The 23,300-nt window shown below is 34.3% G+C and carries 21 protein-coding genes; 16 read left to right on the forward strand and 5 right to left on the reverse strand.

Annotated features, from left to right (window positions below; genetic code table 11):
• Positions 1 to 6 precede the first annotated feature (6 nt).
• Both EGX96_RS09415 and EGX96_RS09420 read left to right on the forward strand, forming a co-directional pair.
• A complete protein-coding gene (locus tag EGX96_RS09415; RefSeq protein ID WP_000735505.1) occupies positions 7 to 837 on the forward strand; it encodes a MetQ/NlpA family ABC transporter substrate-binding protein in 831 nt (276 codons plus the stop codon).
• A gap of 234 nt (positions 838 to 1,071) precedes the next feature.
• A complete protein-coding gene (locus tag EGX96_RS09420; RefSeq protein ID WP_000673089.1) occupies positions 1,072 to 2,658 on the forward strand; it encodes a DEAD/DEAH box helicase in 1,587 nt (528 codons plus the stop codon).
• Between the two features lie 184 nt (positions 2,659 to 2,842).
• Here the strand turns inward: EGX96_RS09420 and EGX96_RS09425 are convergent, their stop codons facing one another.
• A complete protein-coding gene (locus EGX96_RS09425) occupies positions 2,843 to 3,109 on the reverse strand; it encodes a GIY-YIG nuclease family protein (RefSeq protein WP_000598736.1) in 267 nt (88 codons plus the stop codon).
• On the reverse strand, positions 3,102 to 3,866 hold the full coding sequence (locus tag EGX96_RS09430) for a tRNA1(Val) (adenine(37)-N6)-methyltransferase (protein WP_000567425.1): 765 nt from the start codon (positions 3,864 to 3,866) through the stop codon (positions 3,102 to 3,104). Before EGX96_RS09430 ends, EGX96_RS09425 begins: the two co-directional genes overlap by 8 nt.
• 134 nt (positions 3,867 to 4,000) lie before the next feature.
• Here EGX96_RS09430 and EGX96_RS09435 point away from each other — a divergent pair, with 134 nt between their 5' ends.
• The 5 genes from EGX96_RS09435 to EGX96_RS09455 all read left to right on the forward strand — a co-directional run bounded on the left by EGX96_RS09435 (position 4,001) and on the right by EGX96_RS09455 (position 9,605).
• Positions 4,001 to 4,741: a lysophospholipid acyltransferase family protein gene (locus EGX96_RS09435; protein WP_000500220.1), complete on the forward strand. Its 741-nt coding sequence runs from the start codon at positions 4,001 to 4,003 to the stop codon at positions 4,739 to 4,741.
• A gap of 99 nt (positions 4,742 to 4,840) precedes the next feature.
• A complete protein-coding gene (locus EGX96_RS09440; RefSeq protein WP_000461744.1) occupies positions 4,841 to 5,494 on the forward strand; it encodes a helix-hairpin-helix domain-containing protein in 654 nt (217 codons plus the stop codon).
• A complete protein-coding gene (locus EGX96_RS09445; RefSeq protein ID WP_000939903.1) occupies positions 5,478 to 7,715 on the forward strand; it encodes a DNA internalization-related competence protein ComEC/Rec2 in 2,238 nt (745 codons plus the stop codon). Before EGX96_RS09440 ends, EGX96_RS09445 begins: the two co-directional genes overlap by 17 nt.
• 125 nt (positions 7,716 to 7,840) lie before the next feature.
• Complete coding sequence (locus tag EGX96_RS09450; protein ID WP_000153219.1) at positions 7,841 to 8,650, forward strand: Cof-type HAD-IIB family hydrolase; 810 nt, start codon at positions 7,841 to 7,843, stop codon at positions 8,648 to 8,650.
• Positions 8,651 to 8,660: 10 nt separating this feature from the next.
• The gene (locus EGX96_RS09455) at positions 8,661 to 9,605 is read left to right on the forward strand and encodes a LacI family DNA-binding transcriptional regulator (protein ID WP_000200830.1); all 945 of its coding nucleotides are present in this window, start codon (positions 8,661 to 8,663) and stop codon (positions 9,603 to 9,605) included.
• A gap of 58 nt (positions 9,606 to 9,663) precedes the next feature.
• On the opposite strand, the gene EGX96_RS09460 is transcribed toward EGX96_RS09455, so the two are convergent.
• Positions 9,664 to 10,656, reverse strand: coding sequence for an alpha/beta hydrolase fold domain-containing protein (locus tag EGX96_RS09460; protein WP_000800998.1), 993 nt, complete (start codon positions 10,654 to 10,656; stop codon positions 9,664 to 9,666).
• 175 nt (positions 10,657 to 10,831) lie between these two features.
• On the opposite strand from EGX96_RS09460, the gene EGX96_RS09465 reads away from it, so the two are divergent.
• The 6 genes from EGX96_RS09465 (at position 10,832) to EGX96_RS09490 (ending at position 17,833) form a co-directional block, all read left to right on the forward strand.
• Positions 10,832 to 11,560, forward strand: coding sequence for a methyltransferase domain-containing protein (locus tag EGX96_RS09465; RefSeq protein WP_000468966.1), 729 nt, complete (start codon positions 10,832 to 10,834; stop codon positions 11,558 to 11,560).
• Between the two features lie 53 nt (positions 11,561 to 11,613).
• The gene (holA, locus tag EGX96_RS09470) at positions 11,614 to 12,651 is read left to right on the forward strand and encodes a DNA polymerase III subunit delta (RefSeq protein WP_000560292.1); all 1,038 of its coding nucleotides are present in this window, start codon (positions 11,614 to 11,616) and stop codon (positions 12,649 to 12,651) included.
• A gap of 79 nt (positions 12,652 to 12,730) precedes the next feature.
• Positions 12,731 to 13,339, forward strand: a complete 609-nt coding sequence (gene sodA, locus EGX96_RS09475; protein WP_000974719.1) for a superoxide dismutase SodA — start codon at positions 12,731 to 12,733, stop codon at positions 13,337 to 13,339.
• 337 nt (positions 13,340 to 13,676) lie between these two features.
• Entirely contained in the window at positions 13,677 to 14,528 is an 852-nt protein-coding gene (licT, locus tag EGX96_RS09480) for a BglG family transcription antiterminator LicT (protein ID WP_000584608.1), read from the forward strand.
• The gene (locus tag EGX96_RS09485) at positions 14,521 to 16,389 is read left to right on the forward strand and encodes a PTS beta-glucoside transporter subunit IIBCA (RefSeq protein WP_000170543.1); all 1,869 of its coding nucleotides are present in this window, start codon (positions 14,521 to 14,523) and stop codon (positions 16,387 to 16,389) included. The genes licT and EGX96_RS09485 overlap by 8 nt, the downstream gene beginning before the upstream one ends.
• A gap of 16 nt (positions 16,390 to 16,405) precedes the next feature.
• A complete protein-coding gene (locus tag EGX96_RS09490) occupies positions 16,406 to 17,833 on the forward strand; it encodes a glycoside hydrolase family 1 protein (protein ID WP_000215670.1) in 1,428 nt (475 codons plus the stop codon).
• A gap of 68 nt (positions 17,834 to 17,901) precedes the next feature.
• On the opposite strand, the gene EGX96_RS09495 is transcribed toward EGX96_RS09490, so the two are convergent.
• Positions 17,902 to 18,996: a CdaR family transcriptional regulator gene (locus EGX96_RS09495; RefSeq protein WP_000776693.1), complete on the reverse strand. Its 1,095-nt coding sequence runs from the start codon at positions 18,994 to 18,996 to the stop codon at positions 17,902 to 17,904.
• A 166-nt stretch (positions 18,997 to 19,162) separates the two neighbouring features.
• Here EGX96_RS09495 and EGX96_RS09500 point away from each other — a divergent pair, with 166 nt between their 5' ends.
• The 3 genes from EGX96_RS09500 (at position 19,163) to EGX96_RS09510 (ending at position 22,751) form a co-directional block, all read left to right on the forward strand.
• The gene (locus EGX96_RS09500; RefSeq protein ID WP_000869908.1) at positions 19,163 to 20,305 is read left to right on the forward strand and encodes a glycerate kinase family protein; all 1,143 of its coding nucleotides are present in this window, start codon (positions 19,163 to 19,165) and stop codon (positions 20,303 to 20,305) included.
• A gap of 24 nt (positions 20,306 to 20,329) precedes the next feature.
• A complete protein-coding gene (locus EGX96_RS09505) occupies positions 20,330 to 21,586 on the forward strand; it encodes a GntP family permease (protein ID WP_000388411.1) in 1,257 nt (418 codons plus the stop codon).
• A gap of 100 nt (positions 21,587 to 21,686) precedes the next feature.
• A complete protein-coding gene (locus EGX96_RS09510) occupies positions 21,687 to 22,751 on the forward strand; it encodes a serine hydrolase (RefSeq protein ID WP_000814864.1) in 1,065 nt (354 codons plus the stop codon).
• A 54-nt stretch (positions 22,752 to 22,805) separates the two neighbouring features.
• On the opposite strand, the gene EGX96_RS11335 is transcribed toward EGX96_RS09510, so the two are convergent.
• Positions 22,806 to 23,249, reverse strand: a complete 444-nt coding sequence (locus EGX96_RS11335; protein WP_000606029.1) for a MarR family winged helix-turn-helix transcriptional regulator — start codon at positions 23,247 to 23,249, stop codon at positions 22,806 to 22,808.
• Between the last annotated feature and the right edge of the window lie 51 nt (positions 23,250 to 23,300).

Genomic DNA, 23,300 nt, shown 5'->3' on the forward strand with positions numbered 1-23,300 from the left:
GGAACTATGAAAAAATTACTTTCCCTAACATGTCTAATCATGATGTCTTTATGTTTAGTGGCATGTACTAAGCAAGCAATGTCGTCTAAGAAAATTAAAGATAAGAATAGTAAAGAAAAGGTGATTACTGTTGCAACTTACAGCAAACCTACATCTACCTTTTTAGATTTGGTTAAAGATAATGTAAAAGAAAAAGGATATACTTTAAAGGTTGTCATGGTCTCTGACTATATTCAGGCTAACATTGCTTTAGAAAACAAAGAACATGATGCTAACCTTTTACAACATGAATTTTTCATGAGTATCTTTAATAAGGAAAATGATGGTCATCTAGTATCAATTACACCAATTTATCATTCATTGGCTGGTTTTTATGGTCAACATTTGAAAAATATTGCCGAGCTTAAAGACGGTGCTAAGGTAGCGATTCCGTCTGATCCTGCCAATATGACTAGAGCTCTGCTATTATTGCAAGAAAAGAAACTTATCACCTTAAAGAATACGTCCAAAAAGACCAAGGCTATCGAAGATATTATTACTAACCCTAAAAAATTACGAATTGAACCTGTAGCATTACTTAACCTCAATCAGGCCTATTTTGAATATGACCTTGTCTTTAATTTCCCTGGATATGTGACAAAAATCAATCTAGTTCCTAAAAGGGAAAGATTATTATATGAGAAAAAACCAGATATCCGTTTTGCAGGTGCCTTGGTAGCTCGTGAAGATAATAAAAATAGTGATAAAATAAAAGTACTTAAAGAAGTACTAACAAGTAAAGAGATTCGTCACTATATCACTAAGGAGATTCCAAGTGAAGCAGCCGTTGCGTTCTAGATAGATAAACTATAAACCCTCCTTCTTTATAGATGGTGGGTTTTTATTGCCTTTTTTCTATTTTCTGAAGCAACTAATAGAACTAGCAATTTATGAAAGCGTGTTATTTATTAGATTGACCTTATTTTATATCTTTTTACTTTTAATTGTGTTACACTAAGTAGGTTGTCAGAAAAGATAACTAATAAAGGTTCATAAGGCAGCTTCGCACTGTCTTTTAGAAAAGAGAAACATTTGAAATTTACAGAACTTAACTTATCGCAAGATATTCTTTCAGCGGTAGAAAAAGCAGGCTTTGTAGAGCCATCACCAATCCAAGAAATGACTATCCCACTTGCTCTTGAAGGCAAAGATGTCATTGGTCAAGCGCAGACAGGTACAGGAAAAACTGCAGCTTTTGGGTTACCAACTTTAAATAAAATTCATACTGAAGATAATACTATCCAAGCACTTATTATTGCTCCTACACGTGAACTTGCAGTACAATCACAAGAAGAATTGTTCCGTTTTGGACGCGATAAAGGTGTTAAGGTCCGCTCTGTTTATGGTGGGTCAAGTATTGAAAAACAAATCAAGGCATTACGTTCAGGAGCACACGTTGTTGTTGGAACTCCAGGTCGATTACTTGATTTAATTAAACGTAAAGCACTTAAACTTAATCACATTGAAACTCTTATTCTTGATGAAGCAGACGAAATGCTTAACATGGGATTTTTAGAGGACATTGAAGCAATCATTAGTCGTGTACCAGAAACACGTCAAACTCTTTTATTCTCAGCGACAATGCCTGATCCAATCAAACGTATCGGCGTTAAATTCATGAAAGATCCTGAGCATGTTAAAATTAAAGCAACTGAATTAACTAATGTGAATGTTGATCAGTATTATGTTCGTGTTAAGGAAAATGAAAAATTCGATACTATGACACGTTTGATGGACGTTGATCAACCAGAATTGTCAATTGTCTTTGGACGTACGAAACGTCGTGTAGATGAATTAACTCGTGGACTAAAATTACGTGGTTTCCGAGCAGAAGGAATTCATGGAGACTTAGATCAAAATAAACGTCTTCGTGTTATCAGAGACTTTAAAAATGACCATATTGATATTCTTGTTGCCACAGATGTTGCTGCGCGTGGTTTAGATATTTCAGGCGTTACACATGTTTACAACTATGATATTCCCCAAGATCCCGAAAGTTATGTTCACCGTATTGGACGTACTGGTCGTGCTGGTAAATCTGGTCAATCTATCACTTTTGTTTCACCAAACGAAATGGGATATTTGACAATTATTGAAAACTTAACTAAAAAACGTATGACTGGAATGAAGCCTGCTACTGCAAGCGAAGCATTTCAGGCTAAGAAAAAAGTTGCATTGAAACGTATTGCACGTGACTTTGAGGATCAGGAATTAGTTTCTAAATTTGATAAATTTAAAGCCGATGCTTTAGAATTAGCAACTCAATACACACCAGAAGAACTTGCTCTTTATGTCTTAAGCTTAACAGTTCAGGATCCAGAATCGTTACCAGAAGTTGAAATCACACGTGAAAAACCATTACCATTTAAACCATCAGGTGGTGGCTTTAAAGGTAAAGGTGGACGAGGCAATGGCCGTGGTGGCGATCGTCGACGCAATGATCGTGGTGATCGTCGTGGAAATCGTGACCGTGATGATCGTGGTGGTCGTTGTGATTTTAAACGTCGTGATGATAAGTTCAAGAAAGATAATCGTCGTCAAGAAAATAAAAAACCTCATAAAAACACTTCAAGTGAAAAACAAACTGGATTTGTTATTCGCAACAAAGGCGATAAATAAGAGGATTATGAAAAAGGAGTTGCTGAGCGACTCCTTTTTTAATTTTTGTAAGATAAAGCGTAGATAGTGATATCCATAAAATTGCCTTATAACTTTAAGAATGAAGACAAAAGATTAAAGTGAGGTTGAAATTTAAAAGTTAAAGAAGCGAGGATAGGCTCATTACACTTAGTATATTATCGTATTATTGTTCATTTTTATGTTGTTTAATATAAGTCAATTTTGCTTGCCGAGTCTTTTGTTTAAATAATGCTTCTGCCCTCATTGCTTCTTGTTTGCTATTAAAAGCTTCAGAATAAAGAAGTTTTACTGGCAATCTCGCACGAGTATATTTAGCACCTTTTCCAGTATTGTGTGTATTGAGACGGCGCTTGACATCTGTAGTATAACCTGTATAAAGTGTTCCATCTGAACATTCTAAAACATACATATAAGCAGGAACTTTAATCATGAGATTTTCCGTTTTCTCCGAAATATATATCAAAAATAGTCTCAGTATAGTCTCCATTATCTTGATGAACAACAAGAGGAGGAAGTATTTTCATACCTTCTGTCGAGCCATCTTTAATAGCTTCAATTAAAAGCATATTAGCATCTTTTCCTAATTTTGGATAAACAAATTGGATACGTTTAGGTGCTAAATTGAACTGACGCATCGTATCAATAATTTCAAGGAAACGGTCTGGACGATGTACCATAGCGATACGTCCTTTTGTTTTTAGAGCATGTTGAGCAATTTGACAAATCTCTCTAAGGTTTGTTGTTATTTCGTGTCTTGCAAGGAGATAATGCGGGCTTAGATTTTTTTTAGAGGTTTCGCTTGCTTTGAAATAAGGTGGATTGCAAAGCATTAAATCAACGTTTGAACGTTGAACATGATCAAGAAGATTTTTTAAATCATCATTAATCATAGTAACCTGTTTTTCCAATTTATTGAGCTTAATCGAACGCTTAGCCATATCCGCAAGGCTCTCTTGTAGTTCGATCTCTATAATTGTCGCATTTGTTTTGGTGCTGGCAAACAAACCGACAGCACCATTACCACTACATAAGTCAACGATAAGACCACGAGAAGGAAGTTTAGGGAACCGAGACAATAAAACACTATCTATGGAATAGGAAAAAACTTCTTTGTTTTGGATGATTTTGACATCAGTTGAAAAAAGCTGATCAATGCGTTCATTTTCTTTTAAAATTGTATCTATCATAGGCTTATTATAGCAAAATTACAGCTTCCTAGCACTAGTTTTGAAAGTGTGGAGGTTGATTTTAAGATAATTCTTTCTAAAAAAAAGGAAGCATGATAAAATAGAAGTTACTTGATGAAAGGTAGAGGAGAAACATGTTCTATACTTACTTACGTACTTTAGTTATGTTCTTGATTTGGGTGGCTAATGGTAATGCGCACTATCATAATGAAGATAAAATGTTAAAAGATGATGAAAATTATATTTTAGTAGCTCCACACAGAACATTTTGGGATCCTGTGTACATGGCTTTTGCTGCTAGACCCAAACAGTTTATTTTTATGGCCAAAAAAGAATTATTCACGAATCGTTTGTTTGGTTGGTGGATTAAAATGTGTGGTGCTTTCCCTATTGATCGTGAAAAGCCAGGGCAAGATGCTATTCGATATCCTGTAAAGATGCTGAAAAATAGCAACCGTTCTTTGGTGATGTTTCCGAGTGGAAGCCGCCACTCCAAAGATGTCAAAGGAGGCGTAGCTGTTATTGCAAAAATGGCAAAAGTCAGAATTATGCCAGCAGCATATAGAGGTCCTATGGTTTTTAAAAATCTATTAAAGGGGCATCGTGTTGATATGAATTTTGGTAACCCTATTGATGTTTCTGATATTAAGCGTATGGATGCCGAAGGGATTGCAGAAGTATCTCGTCGTATTCAGGAAGAATTTGATCGTTTAGATAGAGAAAATGAAACTTATGATGATGGTAAGAAATTAAATCCATTGACTTATATTTATCGTCTACCTTTAGCAATTATAGCTATTGTCTTGCTTGTCCTAACTCTAATTTTTAGTTATTTAGCAAGCTTTGTGTGGGATCCACAAAAACATCTAAAATAAGGGTTACATGGAAACTATTTACTTTTTAGTAAATAGTTTTTTTGGTTTTTAATAGGAAAATCTCTTTAGTTACGAATAAGTAAATGGAGGAATATTTTTATGTTTGAAATAGTATTGGAAAAAATTAAATCGCATAAATGGGAGACAACAGGAATTATTGTAGGACTCTTATTATTTGGAATTTTGGGTTTAAATCATTTTGGCACTCATCATAAAGAAGACAATTTAAATATCAATTTAGAGAAAAAAGTATCAACTATAACAGAAAAAAAGGTACCAATGATTAGTCACGTCAAAGATAAAGTATCTAATCAAGTAACGGTTGACGTAAAAGGGGCAGTCAATCATCCAGGTGTTTATAGTTTGCCTTCTCAAAGTCGTGTAACAGATGCGATTAAGCGTGCAGGTGGACTAAGCAATCTCGCTGATAGTAAATCCGTTAATCTAGCACAGAAATTACAAGATGAGACGGTTATCTATGTTGCTCAAAAAGGTGAAAAAATAACTGTTGTGGAAGAGGAGAAAGCAAATAATATCGCTACTCAGGGAAATAGTAAGGGGAAAATTAATCTTAATAAAGCAGATTTATCAAGTCTTCAGACCATATCAGGCGTTGGGGCTAAAAGAGCTCAAGATATTTTAGATTATCGTGATAGTCAAGGTGGTTTTAAAACTATTGATGACCTCAAAAACGTATCAGGTATTGGTGAGAAAACACTAGAAAAATTACGTCAAGATGTTACAATTGACTAAGTATTTTCCTCTAAAACCTATTTATTTAGCATTGTTGGTCTTCCAAATTTACTTACTAGTGTTTTCTTGGACAATGCTTGGTTGTGCCTTTCTTTTATTTTCTTTTATTTTTCTGATTTATCAATATGATCGTGAAACTATTTTTAAAACAATAGCAATAGTAATTTTTTTCTTATTTTATTTTTTATGGCAAAATCACAATATGAATGTCCAATATCAAAGAGTACCGAATCATATTAGCCAGATTAAAGTGCGTATTGATACTATTTCTATCAATGGTGATGTTTTATCATTCCAGGCAGATGCTTCAGGTAACACTTATCAAGCTTTTTACACATTAAAAAATAAAAGTGAGAAAGATTATTTTCAAAATCTTGATAATAATATAATGATAATTGCAGATATCAAACTTGAAGAAGCAGAGGAGAGAAGGCATTTTAATGGCTTTGATTATCGTCAGTATTTAAAAAGACATGGAATTTATCGTATCGCCAAAGTGACAAAGATAAAACAGATACGCTTATTTCAACATAGGTCTTTCTTTGCTCTTATGTCTAAGTGGCGTAGAAGTGCAATTGTTATTAGTCAAACTTTTCCAAATCCTATGCGTCACTATATGTCAGGGCTTTTGTTTGGATATCTAGATAAGACCTTTGATGACATGTCCGATTTATATAGTAGTCTAGGTATTATACATTTATTTGCTTTGTCAGGTATGCAAGTAGGTTTTTTTCTCGGTATTTTTCGTTATATCTGTCTACGTATTGGCTTACGTCTAGACCATGTTTGGTTACTTCAAATACCATTCTCGCTAATTTATGCTGGTTTAACAGGCTTTAGTATCTCAGTCGTTAGGGCACTTATTCAATCTTTATTATCACATAGCGGTGTCAAGAAAGATGAGAACTTTGCTCTCTGCTTGTTAATTTGTCTTATCTCCCTCCCCCACTCACTTTTGACTACGGGAGGAGTTCTTAGCTTTGCTTATGCTTTTATACTTACGATGACCTCCTTTGATCATTTTTCGAGTATAAAAAAAGTAGCTATCGAATCTTTGACAGTCTCTGTAGGAATTCTTCCCATACTAACCTACTATTTTTCGGGTTTTCAACCAATATCAATTATATTAACAGCACTTTTATCTTTTGCATTTGATATTATATTTTTGCCTTTATTAACTGTTATATTTGTCTTATCGCCTATCGTTAAATTAAGTTGTATTAATAGTTTGTTTGAAATCCTAGAAGTGTTATTAAAATGGACTGGGCAACTGTTTCCAAGGCCACTTATTTTTGGAAAGCCCAGCCTTTTTCTTTTAATAGTCATGATTATAATTTTGGGATTACTTTATGATTATTATCATTCTAAATGTTTTCGTTATTGCTCCCTTCTTATTATCTTTACCTTGTTTTTTATCACTAAGAATCCAATTACTAACGAGGTTGCGATTTTAGATGTTGGACAGGGAGATAGTATTTTAGTGAGGGATTGGTTAGGAAAAACAATTTTAATTGATACTGGGGGAAGGGTGAGATTTGAACAGCCTGAAGAATGGAAACAAAAAGTAAATCAGTCTAATGCTAAGAGAACGCTCATTCCTTACTTGAAAAGCAGAGGTATTAGCAAGATAGATGATTTAGTGATAACTCATACCGATACAGATCATATGGGGGATATGGAAGTTATCTCAAAGCATTTTAAAGTTGCACGTTTGATTACAAGTTCAGGTTCTTTAACGAATTCGCAGTACGTTAAGCATTTATCAAAGATAGGTGTAGCGGTAAAATCTATAGAAGCCGGTGATAAACTTGCTGTCATGGGAAGTTATTTACAAGTACTTTACCCATGGCACAAGGGTGATGGAAAAAATAATGATTCAATTGTTTTATATGGACATTTATTAGGAAAAGGCTTCTTATTTACCGGTGATTTGGAGGAAGAGGGAGAAAAGCAGTTATTAGAAGCTTATCCTAATTTATCAGTAGATATCCTTAAAGCAGGACATCATGGTTCTAAGGGCTCATCAAGTCTATCCTTTCTGAAAAAGTTGTCTCCTAGTGTGGTTCTAGTTTCAGCTGGTAAAAATAATCGTTACCAGCATCCTCATCAAGAGACTTTACAAAGGTTCCAAAAGATTAAAAGCAAGATTTTCCGAACGGATCAATCAGGTACAATTAGGCTAACAGGATGGTGGAAGTGGCATATTCAGACAGTTCGTTGATTTATAAAAATGATTGCGTATCTGTTAAATACAATCTATTTTTCGCAAGAATTCAGTAATTTTAAGCTTGACATGGAACGGGTTCCAGCATTTATACTGATTTCAGAAGAAGAGAGGTATTTTTTATGACTATCAAACGTATTTTTTGTGACATGGATGGTACACTATTAAATAGTGAAGGACAAGTGAGTAAAAGTAACGCTACCTTAATACGTGAGGCAGCGATTCCAGTAACTTTAGTGTCTGCTAGGGCACCTATGGAAATGAAGGATGCCGTAGATGCACTTCAATTAGGAGGAGTCCAAGTTGCTTTTAATGGAGGATTGATTTATAGAATAGGAGATAATAATCAAGTTCTACCTATTCATACACAAATCATTAAAAAAAGCACAGTAAAACAATTGCTAAGAGGAATACGGTTTCATTTTCCTCAAGTTAGTTTATCTTATTACGATCTTAATAACTGGTATTGTGATAAAATAGATGAAGGAATCCGATACGAACATAGTTTAACTCAACAATGCCCAACGTTTATTCATAATGAGGATCAGTTTTTAGAAGGTCACACAAATACTTTTAAAATTATGATGATTACTTTCGATGAAGCAAATATGCTAGAATTAGAAAAATATCTTCAAAGTTTGGAGTTACCAGAAATCACTATTCAACGTTCAGGTAAAGCGTATCTTGAAATTACACATCTCTTAGCCAAAAAATCTAAAGGAATTGCTTACATCCTTCAAAAAGAGCAGTTAGCTAGAGAAGAAACGGCTGCATTTGGAGATGGACATAATGATTTGCCTATGCTTGAAATGGTAGGTTACCCTATTGTTATGGATAATGCTTTTGATGATATCAAAGCGATAGCATATCAACTAACTAAGTCTAATGATGAAGACGGAGTGGGATATGGGATTCAAAAATTTTTAAAGTAGGAGCCTTATAATGACAAGTATTAGTGATATAGCTAAAAAGGCAGGTGTTGCTAAATCAACAGTTTCCCGTGTTATCAATCATCACCCACATGTTTCTGATGAGACGCGACAAAAAGTAATGGCTCTTATCACCGAATTGGATTATATACCAAATCAACTAGCGCGGGATTTAAGTCGAGGCAAAACACAAAAAATAGGTGTCGTCATTCCCCACACGCGCCATCCTTATTTTACACAATTAATAAATGGCCTATTAGATGCTGCTAAAACTACCGACTATCAACTTGTTATGATGCCTTCGGATTACAACCAAGAATTAGAACTTTCCTACTTGAAACAGCTCAAGATGGAAGCTATTGATGCTTTAATATTCACTTCAAGAGCAATTAGCCTCGATATTATTGAAACTTATGCAAAATATGGACGAATAGTAGTTTGTGAAAAATTGCAGGAATATAATCATCTATCCTCTGCTTACCTTGATCGCTATTCTTCATTTCTAGAGGCGTTTTCTGATATGAAGTTACGAGGTTTGGAGCACTTAGTTTTATTATTTTCAAGGAATAATGAATCCTCTGCTACCTATCAATCCGCATTATTAGCTTATCAAGAGGTCTATGGGCAACTATCCTCTCCATATATGGTAGTTGGGAATGTTCATGACTTTAATGATGGACTAAATTTATCTTATCAATTGGTAAAAGAAGTTAGTATAGATGGTATATTAGCTACAAGTGATGAAGTTGCGGCAGGGCTAATAAAAGGTTATGAAGAAAGTAGGAAAAAATGTCCTTATATTATTGGTCAGGAATGTTTATTAGTTGGGCAACTTTTGAAACTCCCAACAATTGACCACAAATCCTATTATTTAGGGAAATTAGCTTTTAAACAGGCTTTAGCTGAAAAGATTAGTCAAGAAGTTTTATTCTCAGAGTTTTTATCTCAAGACAATTAGTCATTCAAAAGTAATAGAAAAAAGGTTTCCAACTAAACTTGATTGGAAACCTTTTTATTTAATGATTGATAATTTTAAGCATTTGTTTGAAAGCAGTCTCTGCTTCAGGAATCGGTAAGACTGGATAAACGTGGTTCATTTTTTGACCAACGATATAGTGGTGTTTAATGTTTTCTTTTGCTAATTTTTGATGTAATAATTGATTATCGGGGTAGAAAATATCGTGCGTTCCTATAAAAAATGATATTGGAGCCATCTTGTTAAATTGGCTACTGTAAAGAGGACTAACTTGAGGATTTTTAAAATTCTTTTTTCCATTTGCCCAGTAAGGAGCTACTTGTTGTAATTGCCAAGCTTTAAGAAGGGGATCTTTTTTTTGAACTTTTTCAATCTTTGGATTATTAGTAGCAATATCTAACCATGGTGATATTAAAATAATTTCTTTTGGTTGTTTGATATGCTCCGTGACAAGGTTATCAGCAAGACCTAAAGCAAGACCTCCGCCTGCACTTTCACCTACTAGGATAATTTGTTTGGGAGATGTGACGCTAGCTAATGTATTTTGGTATAATTTTTTAATTTTGGGGATAGCATCACTATAATTATATGTAGGAGCTTTAGGGTAAATAGGAAAGACAACTTTTGCATCTAATTTTTTAGCTAGTTTATTGACAAAAATATATTGTAATTCAGAAGCTTGATGGATATATGATCCTCCATGAACATAGAAGATAACCTTTTGCTTAGGATTATTTTTATCATTCCAAGTGAATGTTTGCATGCCATCAGTAGCGGTAATTTCTACCTTTTCATTATTTAATGCCTGAGGAATGTCTACAGGAAGAACATTACGTTTAGCTACCTTAGTTAAGTAATTTTGGTATTCTTTGATGGTTTGAGGCTTAATCTGATTTACCACAGGTAGAGTTTTTTCAATAGTATTGCTAGTTAGGGATCTTTTTTCAACAATATGCGTGTAAGCATATGCTCCCATAAAAATGACAAAAAAGGTTAGAAGTAGTAGTACAATAAGTTTTCGATAGTTTTTCATGATTATCCTTTTGTAATTGAGCTCGTCATGCTAAAAATGATTAGTTGTTATTCTATAATAAAGTAGATACGAAAACAAGAAAATAATGCTATAAAATTTCAACCTATTATAATTTTTTGCTGATAGTACGTATTAACCTTTAATTTGCTAAAATAGAAGAGAGGAGAGTGTTATTATGTTTCACAGAGAAGATTTTTCAAAAGCATTATTAAAAAAAGCTTTGCAGCCCGGTATGAGAGTTATGGATATTGGTTGTGGTAGTGGGGAATTGACGCGTTTGGCTGCTGATATCGTTGGTAAAGAAGGTGATGTTGTAGGAATTGATATTAATGAGCAACTTTTATGGCAAGCTAGACATGATAATGGCTATGCTAATGTTAGTTATCAAAACGCAGATTTAGCAGCACTTTCCTCCTTTGAAACAAAAAGTTTTGATGCAATTATTGGACGTCGTGTATTAATGTATCAAAAAGATCCAAAGAAAGTAATAGAAAGTTTAACACCTTTGTTAAAGCCAAATGGTTTTTATGTTTTTCAAGAAAGTGATGCAATGTGTTTAGAACTAGCTAAGCCTAGCTTTGTAAATATGAATAAAATACAATCACTAATCTGGCAAACTGTTGAGAAGGAAGGAGGACACATTCATATTGGAAGTCAACTTGAGCAATTAATGTTAGAAGCAGGCTTAATCGTTGACCATTTTGTATCAGAAAATGTCATTCAAACGTCACAAACTGGTACAGATTTATCTTGGCTACTAAATATCATGAAAGAAAGAATACAAAAATATAGTGACCTTCAGGGATTAGAAGATGTCAATTTACAAAAAGAATTAGAAGAGAATAATGACCATTTTATCCGAGATTGTCAATTTGGAATTATTTCTCATAGAGTTGATGAATGATTTTAAGTATTATTTGACACCTTGAAAAGTTTCCTTATGGTATAATAAGGAATATGATTGCGATTGAAGAAATTGGGAGAATTACCCCAGATAATTTAGGGTTAGTAACTGTTTTAGCAGGAGAAGATTTAGGGCAATATGCTCAGATGAAAGAGAAGCTATTTCAGGTAATTGGATTCAATAAAGACGATTTAGCCTATTCTTATTTTGATTTAAGTGAAGAAGACTATCAAAATGCGGAATTAGACTTAGAAAGTTTACCTTTTTTATCAGACTACAAGGTTGTTATTTTTGATCAGTTTCAAGATATTACAACTGATAAAAAAACTTATTTAGATGAACAAGCAATGAAGCGCTTTGAAGCCTACTTGCAGAATCCTGTAGATACTACGAGACTTGTTATTTGTGCTCCAGGAAAACTTGATGGAAAACGTCGACTTGTAAAGTTATTGAAACGTGATGCTCGTGTTTTAGAGGCTAATACTTTAAAAGAATCAGATTTAAAGACGTATTTTCAAAAATATGCTCACCAAGAAGGATTAGTTTTTGAAGCAGGTGTTTTTGATGAGTTATTGATTAAGTCTAACTATGATTTTAGTGATACTTTAACGAATATCGCTTTCTTAAAGTCATATAAAACAGACGGTCATATTTCGTCCAATGATGTTAGAGAGGCTATCCCTAAAAGCCTGCAAGATAATATATTTGATTTGACTCAAGATGTCTTACTTGGCAGGATAGATTTAGCGCGTGATTTAGTAAGAGATTTACGTCTACAAGGCGAAGACGAAATCAAATTGATTGCAATCATGTTAGGACAGTTTCGGATGTTTTTGCAAGTTAAAATATTGGCTAGTAAAGGGAAGTCAGAGAGTCAAATTGTTTCTGAACTATCCCATTACATAGGACGTAAAATCAACCCTTATCAAGTAAAATTTGCTGTCAGAGATTCTAGAAACCTTCCCCTTGCTTTTTTAAAAGAAGCGATTAGGATTTTAATCGAGACTGACTATGCTATTAAAAGAGGGACTTATGATAAGGATTATCTCTTTGATTTAGCCTTATTAAAAATTGCTCATAAAAAGCCCTAATTAAAGAAACAAAAGAGTTGAAAGCTGTTCCAAATTCCTATAGAATAAGGGTAATAATAGATGAAAAGAGGATTTCGACATGGCAATTATTTTACCAGATTTACCCTATGCATATGATGCGCTTGAGCCACATATTGATGCTGAGACAATGACACTACATCATGATAAGCACCATGCAACTTATGTTGCTAATGCAAATGCTGCTCTTGAGAAACATCCTGAAATTGGAGAAGACTTAGAGGCGCTCTTAGCTGATGTTTCTCAAATTCCAGAAGATATTCGTCAGGCAGTCATCAATAACGGTGGTGGACATCTTAACCACGCTCTTTTCTGGGAATTGATGTCACCAGAAGAAACTCAAATTTCACAAGAGTTATCTGAAGACATTAATGCAACTTTTGGTTCATTTGAAGACTTTAAAGCTGCTTTCACAGCAGCAGCAACAGGACGTTTTGGTTCAGGTTGGGCTTGGCTTGTTGTTAATGCTGAAGGCAAACTTGAAGTGCTTTCAACTGCCAATCAAGATACTCCAATTATGGAAGGCAAGAAACCTATTTTAGGGCTTGATGTATGGGAGCATGCTTATTACTTAAACTATCGTAATGTTCGTCCTAACTACATCAAAGCTTTCTTTGAAATTATTAACTGGAATAAAGTAAATGAACTTTACCAAGCTGCTAAAGCTTAATAAAAAACGAGTCGATAGGCTCGTTTTTTTATTATTCTAAAAGTTGATAATGTTTTTTAAAAGTCTAGAAGTCCAAACTCAGATAAAACTAGAATAGTCCTATTATCTTCAACTAAGCGAATAAGTTTATTGAAAGCGCTTGACAAGATTAGTAAGAAATGATAAAATTAAGACGTTTTCAGGTGTTATTATTTAAGGTAAGCAAGCTGATAACAGATAAAATTGCATAATAAAGGATGTTATCACATTTTGTGAGCAGGGACCTATTCAACGACGACTTTTTGTTGTGTCTTGGATGGGTCATTTTTTATTGTGCGAGTGAAGGACTAGGACTTTAATGATTATAAAACGCGTATTAAATCATAATGCAGTCATATCAGTAACACATCAAGGATTAGATGTGCTACTGATGGGGAAAGGAATTGCATTTAAGAAAAGAATAGGTGATAGGATTAATAGCGATGCTATTGAGAAGTCATTTGTTTTAAAAAATAGTGATAACATGAACCGTTTTACGGAGTTATTTATTACTGTTCCAGAAGAAGTAGTTGCATGTTCAGAACGAATTATCAACCTAGGTAAAATCAAATTGGGTAAGAACTTAGATGAAATTCTTTATATCAATTTGACAGATCATATTCATTCGGCTATTGAAAGACATGAACAAGGAATGGTTATCCAAAATCCACTAAGGTTGGAAATCCAACGTTACTATCCTGATGAATACTCCATTGGGATGAAGGCTCTGGAACTTATAAAGGATGAATTGGGCATTTGTTTAACAATCGATGAGTCGGCTTTTATTGCTATGCACTTTGTAAATGCTGGATTGGATAATCCGTTTAATGAAGCGCATAAAATCACTGAGATTGTATCTTACATTGAACAGAAAGTAAAAATAGATTTTCGAACAGAACTAGATGAAAGTTCAATTGATTATTATCGTTTCATGACACATACCAAATTATTTGCTCAACGCGTTTTATCAGGAATGAAATACGAAGATGATGATGCTGATTTACTTTTGGTAGTTAAGAAAAAATATCCGAGAGAATATAAATGTGTTAAAGAGATCGGCAACAATATGGCTATCCAATACCAATATCAACTTAATTCAAGTGAACTCCTATATCTGACGGTGCATGTTAAACGATTAGTTAAAAATTTAAAGGAGATATCAGATGACTAAATACCAAGAGACTGCTAAAGCTATTTTAGCAGCAGTAGGGGGAGAAAAAAATATTCAACACGTAACCCACTGTGTGACACGATTACGATTAGTTTTAGACAATGATGAAATTGTCAACGATCAGGTTATTAAAACTATTCCGAATGTTATCGGTGTTATGCGTAAAAATGATCAATACCAAATTATTTTGGGAAATGATGTCAATAATTATTATAATGCTTTTTTGGCCTTAGGTCATTTTGAAAATACTACCAGAGAATTTTCATCACAAAAAAAGAGTTCAATACTTGAGAAATTAATTGAAACGATTGCAGGAGTCATTACGCCGCTTATACCTGCTCTTCTAGGAGGAGGGATGCTCAAGGTTATAGGTATTTTGCTCCCTATGCTCGGTATAGCAAGCTCTAGTTCTCAAACAGTAGCTTTTATCAATTTTTTTGGTGATGCCGCTTATTATTTTATGCCAATAATGATTGCTTATTCAGCTGCGTCACGATTTAAAGTTACACCTGTATTAGCTGCTACAGTAGGAGGGATTCTCTTACACCCTGCTTTTGTGACAATGGTAGCTGAAGGAAAACCATTATCTTTATTTGGAGCTCCGGTTACACTGGCTAGTTATGGTTCTTCTGTTATTCCAATCTTAATTATGGTTTTTCTTATGCAATATATTGAGAGATGGATTAATAAAATTGTTCCTAGTGTAATGAAGAGTTTTTTACAACCGACTTTGATTATTCTCATTTCTGGCTTTTTAGCTTTAGTGGTCGTGGGGCCACTGGGGGTAATTATTGGTAAAGGATTGTCTAGTGCAATGCTTTCGATTTACCATGTGGCGCCATGGTTAGCTTTATCTATTCTTGGTGCTATTATGCCATTGGTTGTTATGACAGGAATGCACTGGGCATTTGCTCCAATATTTTTAGCTGCTTCTGTTGCGACACCAGATGTTTTGATTTTACCAGCAATGTTAGCTTCTAATTTAGCTCAAGGTGCGGCTTCTCTTGCTGTTGCAGTTAAGGCTAAACAAAAACAAACACGTCAGGTGGCCTTTGCAGCAGGTTTATCAGCACTACTAGCTGGTATCACAGAACCTGCACTTTATGGTGTCACACTGAAATTCAAGAAGCCTTTATACGCTGCAATGATATCAGGTGGTTTAGTAGGAGCTTATATTGGATTAGTTAATATTGCTTCCTATACATTTGTAGTACCATCTATTATTGGTTTGCCACAATATATCAATCCACAGGGGGGCAATAATTTCAGTAATGCTGTTATTGCAGCAATAGCTACTATTATTTTGACTTTCATTATTACATGGTTCTTGGGAATTGATGAAGGAGAAAACGAAAAAAGTAGTATTAATGCTCAAGAGCACACACATATTAGAAGTGGTTTATCAAAAAAAGAGACATTGTATTCACCTATGGTAGGCAATGTATTACCTTTATCTAAAGTACCCGATGAAACATTTTCATCTAAATTACTAGGTGAAGGTTTAGCAATCACTCCTAGTGTGGGTGAAGTTTATGCACCATTTGATGGTGAAATTATAAGTTTATTTCCTACAAAACATGCCATTGCCTTAAAGGATGATAAGGGAGTCGAAGTGTTAATCCATATTGGAATAGATACTGTAGAACTAAATGGAGAAGGTTTTGAACAATTGGTCAAAGTTGGCGATTTTGTTAAACGAGGACAGTTACTTTTGCGAATGGATATTGATTTTATTAGTTCAAAGGGGTATTCTCTTATTAGTCCGGTTGTAGTTACAAATTCAATTGACCAACTTGAAATTATCGTTAAAGACGCAGAGACAATGGTTACAAATGAAGATGATTTACTTGTAATTCTTTAAAAGGAAGGATGATAATATGACGGTTTTTCCTAAACATTTTCTATGGGGAGGTGCAGTTGCTGCCAATCAGGTAGAGGGTGCATTTAGAACAGATGGCAAAGGTTTATCTGTACAAGATGTACTTCCAAATGGTGGTTTAGGCGATTTCACCGCCAAACCTACTCCAGACAATTTGAAGCTAGAAGCAATTGATTTTTATCATAACTATAAAAATGATATAAAACTGTTTGCAGAGATGGGCTTTAAAGTTTTTAGAACCTCTATTGCCTGGTCTCGAATTTTTCCAAATGGTGATGATAGTGCTCCAAACGAAGCTGGCTTACAATTTTATGATAATTTATTTGATGAGTTGCTTAAATATAATATCGAGCCCTTGGTTACCTTATCTCATTATGAAACACCGCTTCATCTTGCAAAAACTTATAATGGTTGGGCTGATAGATGTTTGATAGCATTTTTTGAGAAATTTGCTCAAACAGTCATGGAGCGTTATAAAGATAAGGTGAAATATTGGTTGACTTTTAATGAAGTGAATTCTATTTTACATATGCCTTTCACCAGTGGTGCTATTATGACCGACAAATCACAACTAAGTCCTCAGGAGCTTTATCAAGCTATTCATCATGAATTAGTAGCATCGGCTAGAGTGACAAAATTAGGGCGTTCTATCAATCCTAATTTTAAAATTGGCTGTATGATTCTGGCTATGCCAGCTTATCCTATGACATCTGATCCAAGAGATGTCCTGGCTGCAAGACAATTTGAACAACATAATCTGCTATTTTCAGATATACATGTCAGAGGTAAATATCCCACTTATATTCAGTCCTATTTCAAAAATAATGGTATTAAAATTAAATTTGAAGAAGGAGATGAGGAAGTATTGGCACAAAATACAGTAGATTTTCTATCGTTTAGTTACTATATGAGCGTGACACAAGCTTATGACTTTGAAAATTATCAAAGTGGTCAGGGAAATATCCTTGGAGGCCTAACTAATCCTCATTTAACAACTTCAGAATGGGGATGGCAAATCGATCCCATCGGGCTACGCCTAGTCTTAAATCAGTATTATGAACGTTATCAGATTCCGTTGTTTATTGTAGAAAATGGATTGGGAGCAAAAGATCAATTGATAGAAACACTAGACGGTGATTATACTGTCGAAGATGATTATCGTATTGATTATATGAATCAACATTTAGTTCAAGTTGCTAAAGCTATTGAAGATGGTGTTGAAATAATGGGATATACATCTTGGGGGTGTATTGATTGTGTATCCATGTCTACAGCTCAACTAAGTAAACGTTATGGTCTAATATATGTTGATCGAAATGATGATGGAACAGGGAGTCTACAACGTTACAAGAAGAAGTCATTTGGTTGGTACCAAAAAGTGATTAAGACAAATGGCCAATCATTGTTTGAACATCATAACAGATAACATGTTAAACAACTAGTCTCTGTTTCAATTTAATATAAAAAGGAGTATCCATAGGTTACTCCTTTTTATTATAATTTATGAAGGTTAATATCTTCTGATTTAAGTGCTAGATACAATAAAGTTGCATCCTTAAAGTTTCTTGGATTGAGTTGCGTTGATTCATAAATCTTATTTAACCTATATTGAACAGTATTTTTATGGATAAAAAGTTCCTGACTACATTCTTTTAATGATAGATTATGCTTAAAATATGAGTTAAGCAAGATCTTATCATTTTCAGATAAGTTTACAAGCGCTTTATTTAGCACATATTGTTTAATATTAGAATCAATACTTGTTAATAACAGTTCAAGATCAAGGTCGTCGACGAGGTTGACCTTTTGTTGACCTTTTAAAGCTTTCAGGGCTAAGATAGACGTTTCATATGATCTTTTTAAAAGTGATAAAGATGATTTTTGTCCGATACCAACTTTATAGAGGCCCTTTTCGCATTCAAACTTTGATAGGATATTTGGATAATAATAGTCAAACATATGGTCAGAAAGTAAAAGCCAGTATTGATTGGGATAATTAAAGGTATAAATAGCAGTGTCAAGTTTATCAAAAAAGTTCAAGAGTGACATTTCAGATTGACTTAAGAGTAATTTTTGTTTTTGACTATTGATTTCAAAAGTGAGTAGACGATAGTCAGTTTTTTCTGATAGGTGGTATTGGTTTAAAAATTGATTGAGGTAATAGTAGTCTAACTCTCTGCCTTCAACAAGATGATGTAAGACAATAGAAGCTTCGTTTTTTCGCCCGAAATCCAGATAATCTAATTCATGCTCTTTTAAGATGAGTCGAGTCATTTTTTGAGCAAGTAAAGCATATTTTCCTACTTGGTTGGGGTTTCCACTAATCCCAATAGTAGCTAATAATTCACAATTATAATAGAAAGGAATATTGATCCCTGCTTGTGTCCCAAAATAAGATTCTTGATCTGTTACTTCAATCATTTGTCCTGTCTGTGCTACTTTTAAACCAATTTCATGGAATTCTCCAACACGTTTTGGATTGGTACTAGCGAAAATGATTCCTTTGGTATTAATAAAATTAATATCTTGTTGACAAACATCTTTGATAGAGGTAACGATTTGTTGTGCGAGTTGTTTTCTTAATTTCATTCAGCTTACCTTTTGTTATATATAACAAATATCATATCATAAAAACGCTAACATTTGTTCTGTAGTCTATATTTTTTGTTATTTGATTTTGTTACTATAATTGAGTGATATAAAATAGTGAAAAAAATAACAAAGATTCACAAAATATTTTCAAGGAGGTTTTCAAATGAAGGTAGTAGTAGCTATTGATTCTTTGAAAGGGAGTCTTTCTTCTTTAGAAGCTGGCAATGCTATAAAGGAGTCAATTAATGAAGTAATCTCAGGGGCGGATGTGGAAGTACATCCATTAGCAGACGGGGGAGAAGGAACTGTTGAAGCTTTGACGCTAGGTATGGGGGGTACGATCGAAACAATCCCTGTTAAGGGGCCTCTTGGAGAAAAAGTACATGCGAGTTATGGTATTATTCCACAGCGTCAGTTAGCTATTATTGAAATGGCTGCAGCTGCTGGTATTACCCTAATTGCTACTGAAGAGAGAAATCCTCTCCACACAACCACTTATGGAGTTGGAGAAATGATAAAGGATGCTATAAGTAAAGGCTGTAGGCACTTTATTATTGGTATTGGAGGTAGTGCTACTAATGATGGTGGGGCAGGTATGCTACAAGCTTTGGGATATGCATTATTAGATAAAGATAATCAAGAAATCAGTTTGGGAGCACAAGGATTGGCAGATTTAAAATCTATCTCTACTGATAAGGTTATTGAGGAATTAAAAGAATGTGATTTTAAAATTGCATGTGATGTAACAAATCCTTTATGTGGTGCTCAAGGTTGTAGTTCGATTTTTGGACCGCAAAAAGGTGCTGATGAAGATATGATTACAAAAATGGATACTTGGTTAAGTAATTATGCTACCTTAGCTACTTCAGTTAGTGAAAAAGCAGATGCAACTATTGAAGGAACAGGTGCAGCGGGTGGGCTTGGATTTGCCTTTTTAGCCTTTACAAATGCTACCTTAGAACCTGGTATTGATATTATTCTATCAGAAATTAATATAGAAAAAGCGATTTCTGAAGCTGATTTAGTAGTTACTGGTGAAGGTCGTTTGGATGGGCAAACGGTGATGGGAAAAGCTCCAATTGGCGTAGCAAAATTAGCTAAAAAATATGGTAAGAAAGTAGTGGCATTTTCTGGATCTGTCACCGAAGATGCTATACTTTGTAATCAACATGGTATTGATGCTTTTTTTCCAATCGTACGACGCCTTATCAGCTTAGATGAGGCTATGTCTAAAGAGGTAGCTTATAAAAATATGAAAGAAACTGCTACTCAAGTCTTTAGATTAATCAATTTGTATAATCATTAATATTGAAAGGAATTTTGATAAGTTATGGAAGCTACATTTACAACAACAGGGGCTTTAATAGGATTAGCGCTTGCTATTTTACTGATTATCAAAAAAGTTCATCCTGCCTATAGTCTCATTCTTGGAGCATTAGTTGGTGGTTTGATTGGTGGCGGTGATTTAGTTACAATTGTCAATACAATGGTATTAGGTGCGCAAGGGATGATGTCATCCATATTACGCATTTTAACATCAGGGATTTTAGCGGGTGCTTTAATTAAAACCGGATCAGCTGAAAAAATTGCAGAAAGTATCATTAAAAAATTAGGACAACAGCGAGCCATCACAGCTTTAGCCATCGCAACAATGATTATTTGTGCAGTAGGTGTCTTTATTGATATTGCAGTTATTACAGTTGCTCCGATTGCATTAGCAATAGGTAAAAAAGCTAATCTTTCTAAATCTAGCATACTGTTAGCAATGATTGGTGGTGGTAAGGCTGGGAATATTATCTCACCCAATCCTAATACAATTGCTGCTTCAGAAGCATTTAAGGTTGATTTAACAAGCTTAATGGTACAAAATATTATTCCTGCAATTGCAGCTTTAGTAGTTACGATTATATTAGCAAAGATTGTTTCCAAGAAAAATAACGATATTTCTTATGATAGTGAGGAGCAAGTGGGCTCTGATCTGCCAGCATTCTTACCGGCTATTTCTGGTCCACTTGTGGTTATCTGCTTATTAGCTCTTCGTCCTTTATTTGGAATCACTATTGATCCCTTGATTGCACTGCCGTTGGGTGGTCTAATTAGTATTTTAGCAACAGGTTACCTAAAAGAAACGGTACCGTTTGTTGAATACGGTTTATCAAAAGTTGTTGGCGTTTCAATTCTTTTGATTGGAACAGGTACGCTCTCAGGTATTATTAAAGCATCTAATCTACAATTTGATATGATTCATCTCCTTGAATTTTTAAATATGCCGACCTTTATCCTTGCCCCACTCTCAGGTATTTTTATGGGAGCAGCAACAGCATCAACGACTTCTGGAACAACTATTGCTTCACAAACGTTTGCTGAAACCTTGATTAAATCAGGGGTACCGGCGGTTTCGGGTGCAGCTATGATTCACGCAGGTGCGACTGTTTTGGATTCGCTACCTCATGGATCCTTCTTCCATGCGACAGGCGGAGCTGTCAATATGGCTATAAAAGATCGTATGAAACTAATTAGCTATGAAGCTTTGATTGGATTAACTAGCACAATAGTTGCTGTCGTTTACTATTGTTTCTTTGGGTAAAATTTGGATGAATACGTGATGTTTATTATCACTGTTTGAATAGAATTCTCATTGATTTTTTCTAATTTTCTTACTATAATAAATTAGTAGGAGAGGTGTTGTGAAACAAACAAAGAAAGAATTTATTTTAGGATTAACCATTATTATTACCCTTACTTTATTAATCATGCTGATTTTTTTAGTAATGTTTAATAAGTCCAGTAACTCTAAGTTGAAGCAGACAAAAGATAGAAGAATATCATCTACTTCAACCACAAGGACATCCAGTAGCTCACATGATCAAAAAATTGTAGAAAAGTCTCTTGAAAAAAAGAAAATGGTCATGGAACAAGATATGGAATTGATGAATGCCTATAGGCTCTATTATGATTATGCCCATTTGTCCTTGAAAGAGGTTGTTCTGGCCTATATGTCTGAATATGGCATTGAAAAAAATAGTGTTGCTTTTTCTTATAAAAATTTAAAAACAGGACAAAGGGACGCTATGAATGATACTCAGGCTATGACAGCAGGGAGCACCTATAAGTTACCTCTTAACATGTTGGTAGTAGATGCAGTGGTCAAGGGCAAGTTGTCCATGGAAGAACGCTTTGATATTACCGAGACTGACTATGAATATATTGGTGAACATAATAATTATGTTGCTGCTTTCTCGGGGGCAATGTCTATTGATGATATGCAAAAATACTCTTTAGTTTATTCAGAAAATACACCCGCCTATGCTTTAGCTGAGCGTATTGGTGGCATGGATAGTGCTTATTCAAAGTTTGGTCGTTATGGCCAATCTAAAGGAGACATCAAAAATATACAAAAAAACGGTAATAAAGTGACAACAGATTACTATATTCAAGTGCTAGACTATCTCTGGAAACATCGTAAAAAGTATGATAGTTTAATTACTTATTTAGAAGAAGCTTTTCCAACAGATTATTATCGTGCTTTGATACCATCTGATGTTGTTGTTGCTCAAAAGCCAGGGTATGTCCGTGAGGCGTTGAATGTTGGAGCAATTGTCAAAGAAGAAGTGCCTTATATTGTTGCTATTTATACTGCAGGTTTAGGTGGCTCTACTCAGGAAGATTCAGAAATTAATGGAGTGGGACTATATCAGCTAGAACAATTATGTTTTGTTATTAATCAATGGCATCGTGTTAATATGAATTAGAAATAAATCTATCAAAATAATAAAAACCTCTTAGATTAACTATCTAAGAGGTTTTTATAAATGTGATTTTATAACTTGGTTAAGTGAAGAAAGGGCAGAAACAGTTTTTTGATAAGATTCAGGACTAATTTCTGAGAAAAAATACCCGCACGATTGCACCGCATTGACAACGGCATCTTGTGACTCAATACCTTTGTTACTTAGATGAATAATGAGTTGCCTTTTATCATCTCTTGGTTTTTCTCGTACAATCCACCCACGATTTTCCATACGCTTTAAAACTGGAGTTAGGGTATTCGAATTAAGAGATAGTGCATAACTAAGTTCCTTCATATGCCGATGATCCTCTTCCCAAAGGACTAACAAGATAACGTATTGGAGATAAGTCAATTGAAATTCATCCAAAGCTTTTTGGTAAAATTTATTGAAAAGTCGATGTGTTTCACTAACCGTAAAACATAATCGCTCGTCTAAAATACTTCGATTACTCATTATCATATTGTAGCATTTTGGAGGCGTTATAGTATGTCAATCGTGTTAAAAAATGAT

This window comes from Streptococcus sp. FDAARGOS_520, assembly GCF_003812685.1.
Classification (GTDB): Bacteria; Bacillota; Bacilli; order Lactobacillales; family Streptococcaceae; genus Streptococcus; species Streptococcus agalactiae.

Excerpts from the sequence above, each read along its gene's own strand:
- EGX96_RS09415 (WP_000735505.1), top strand. The coding sequence starts at position 7 with ATGAAAAAATTACTTTCCCTAACATGTCTAATCATGATGTCTTTATGT.
- EGX96_RS09425 (WP_000598736.1), bottom strand. The coding sequence starts at position 3,109 with ATGATTAAAGTTCCTGCTTATATGTATGTTTTAGAATGTTCAGATGGA.
- EGX96_RS09430 (WP_000567425.1), bottom strand. The coding sequence starts at position 3,866 with ATGATAGATACAATTTTAAAAGAAAATGAACGCATTGATCAGCTTTTT.
- EGX96_RS09435 (WP_000500220.1), top strand. The coding sequence starts at position 4,001 with ATGTTCTATACTTACTTACGTACTTTAGTTATGTTCTTGATTTGGGTG.
- EGX96_RS09440 (WP_000461744.1), top strand. The coding sequence starts at position 4,841 with ATGTTTGAAATAGTATTGGAAAAAATTAAATCGCATAAATGGGAGACA.
- EGX96_RS09445 (WP_000939903.1), top strand. The coding sequence starts at position 5,478 with ATGTTACAATTGACTAAGTATTTTCCTCTAAAACCTATTTATTTAGCA.
- EGX96_RS09450 (WP_000153219.1), top strand. The coding sequence starts at position 7,841 with ATGACTATCAAACGTATTTTTTGTGACATGGATGGTACACTATTAAAT.
- EGX96_RS09455 (WP_000200830.1), top strand. The coding sequence starts at position 8,661 with ATGACAAGTATTAGTGATATAGCTAAAAAGGCAGGTGTTGCTAAATCA.
- EGX96_RS09460 (WP_000800998.1), bottom strand. The coding sequence starts at position 10,656 with ATGAAAAACTATCGAAAACTTATTGTACTACTACTTCTAACCTTTTTT.
- EGX96_RS09465 (WP_000468966.1), top strand. The coding sequence starts at position 10,832 with ATGTTTCACAGAGAAGATTTTTCAAAAGCATTATTAAAAAAAGCTTTG.
- holA (WP_000560292.1), top strand. The coding sequence starts at position 11,614 with ATGATTGCGATTGAAGAAATTGGGAGAATTACCCCAGATAATTTAGGG.
- sodA (WP_000974719.1), top strand. The coding sequence starts at position 12,731 with ATGGCAATTATTTTACCAGATTTACCCTATGCATATGATGCGCTTGAG.
- licT (WP_000584608.1), top strand. The coding sequence starts at position 13,677 with ATGATTATAAAACGCGTATTAAATCATAATGCAGTCATATCAGTAACA.
- EGX96_RS09485 (WP_000170543.1), top strand. The coding sequence starts at position 14,521 with ATGACTAAATACCAAGAGACTGCTAAAGCTATTTTAGCAGCAGTAGGG.
- EGX96_RS09490 (WP_000215670.1), top strand. The coding sequence starts at position 16,406 with ATGACGGTTTTTCCTAAACATTTTCTATGGGGAGGTGCAGTTGCTGCC.
- EGX96_RS09495 (WP_000776693.1), bottom strand. The coding sequence starts at position 18,996 with ATGAAATTAAGAAAACAACTCGCACAACAAATCGTTACCTCTATCAAA.
- EGX96_RS09500 (WP_000869908.1), top strand. The coding sequence starts at position 19,163 with ATGAAGGTAGTAGTAGCTATTGATTCTTTGAAAGGGAGTCTTTCTTCT.
- EGX96_RS09505 (WP_000388411.1), top strand. The coding sequence starts at position 20,330 with ATGGAAGCTACATTTACAACAACAGGGGCTTTAATAGGATTAGCGCTT.
- EGX96_RS11335 (WP_000606029.1), bottom strand. The coding sequence starts at position 23,249 with ATGATAATGAGTAATCGAAGTATTTTAGACGAGCGATTATGTTTTACG.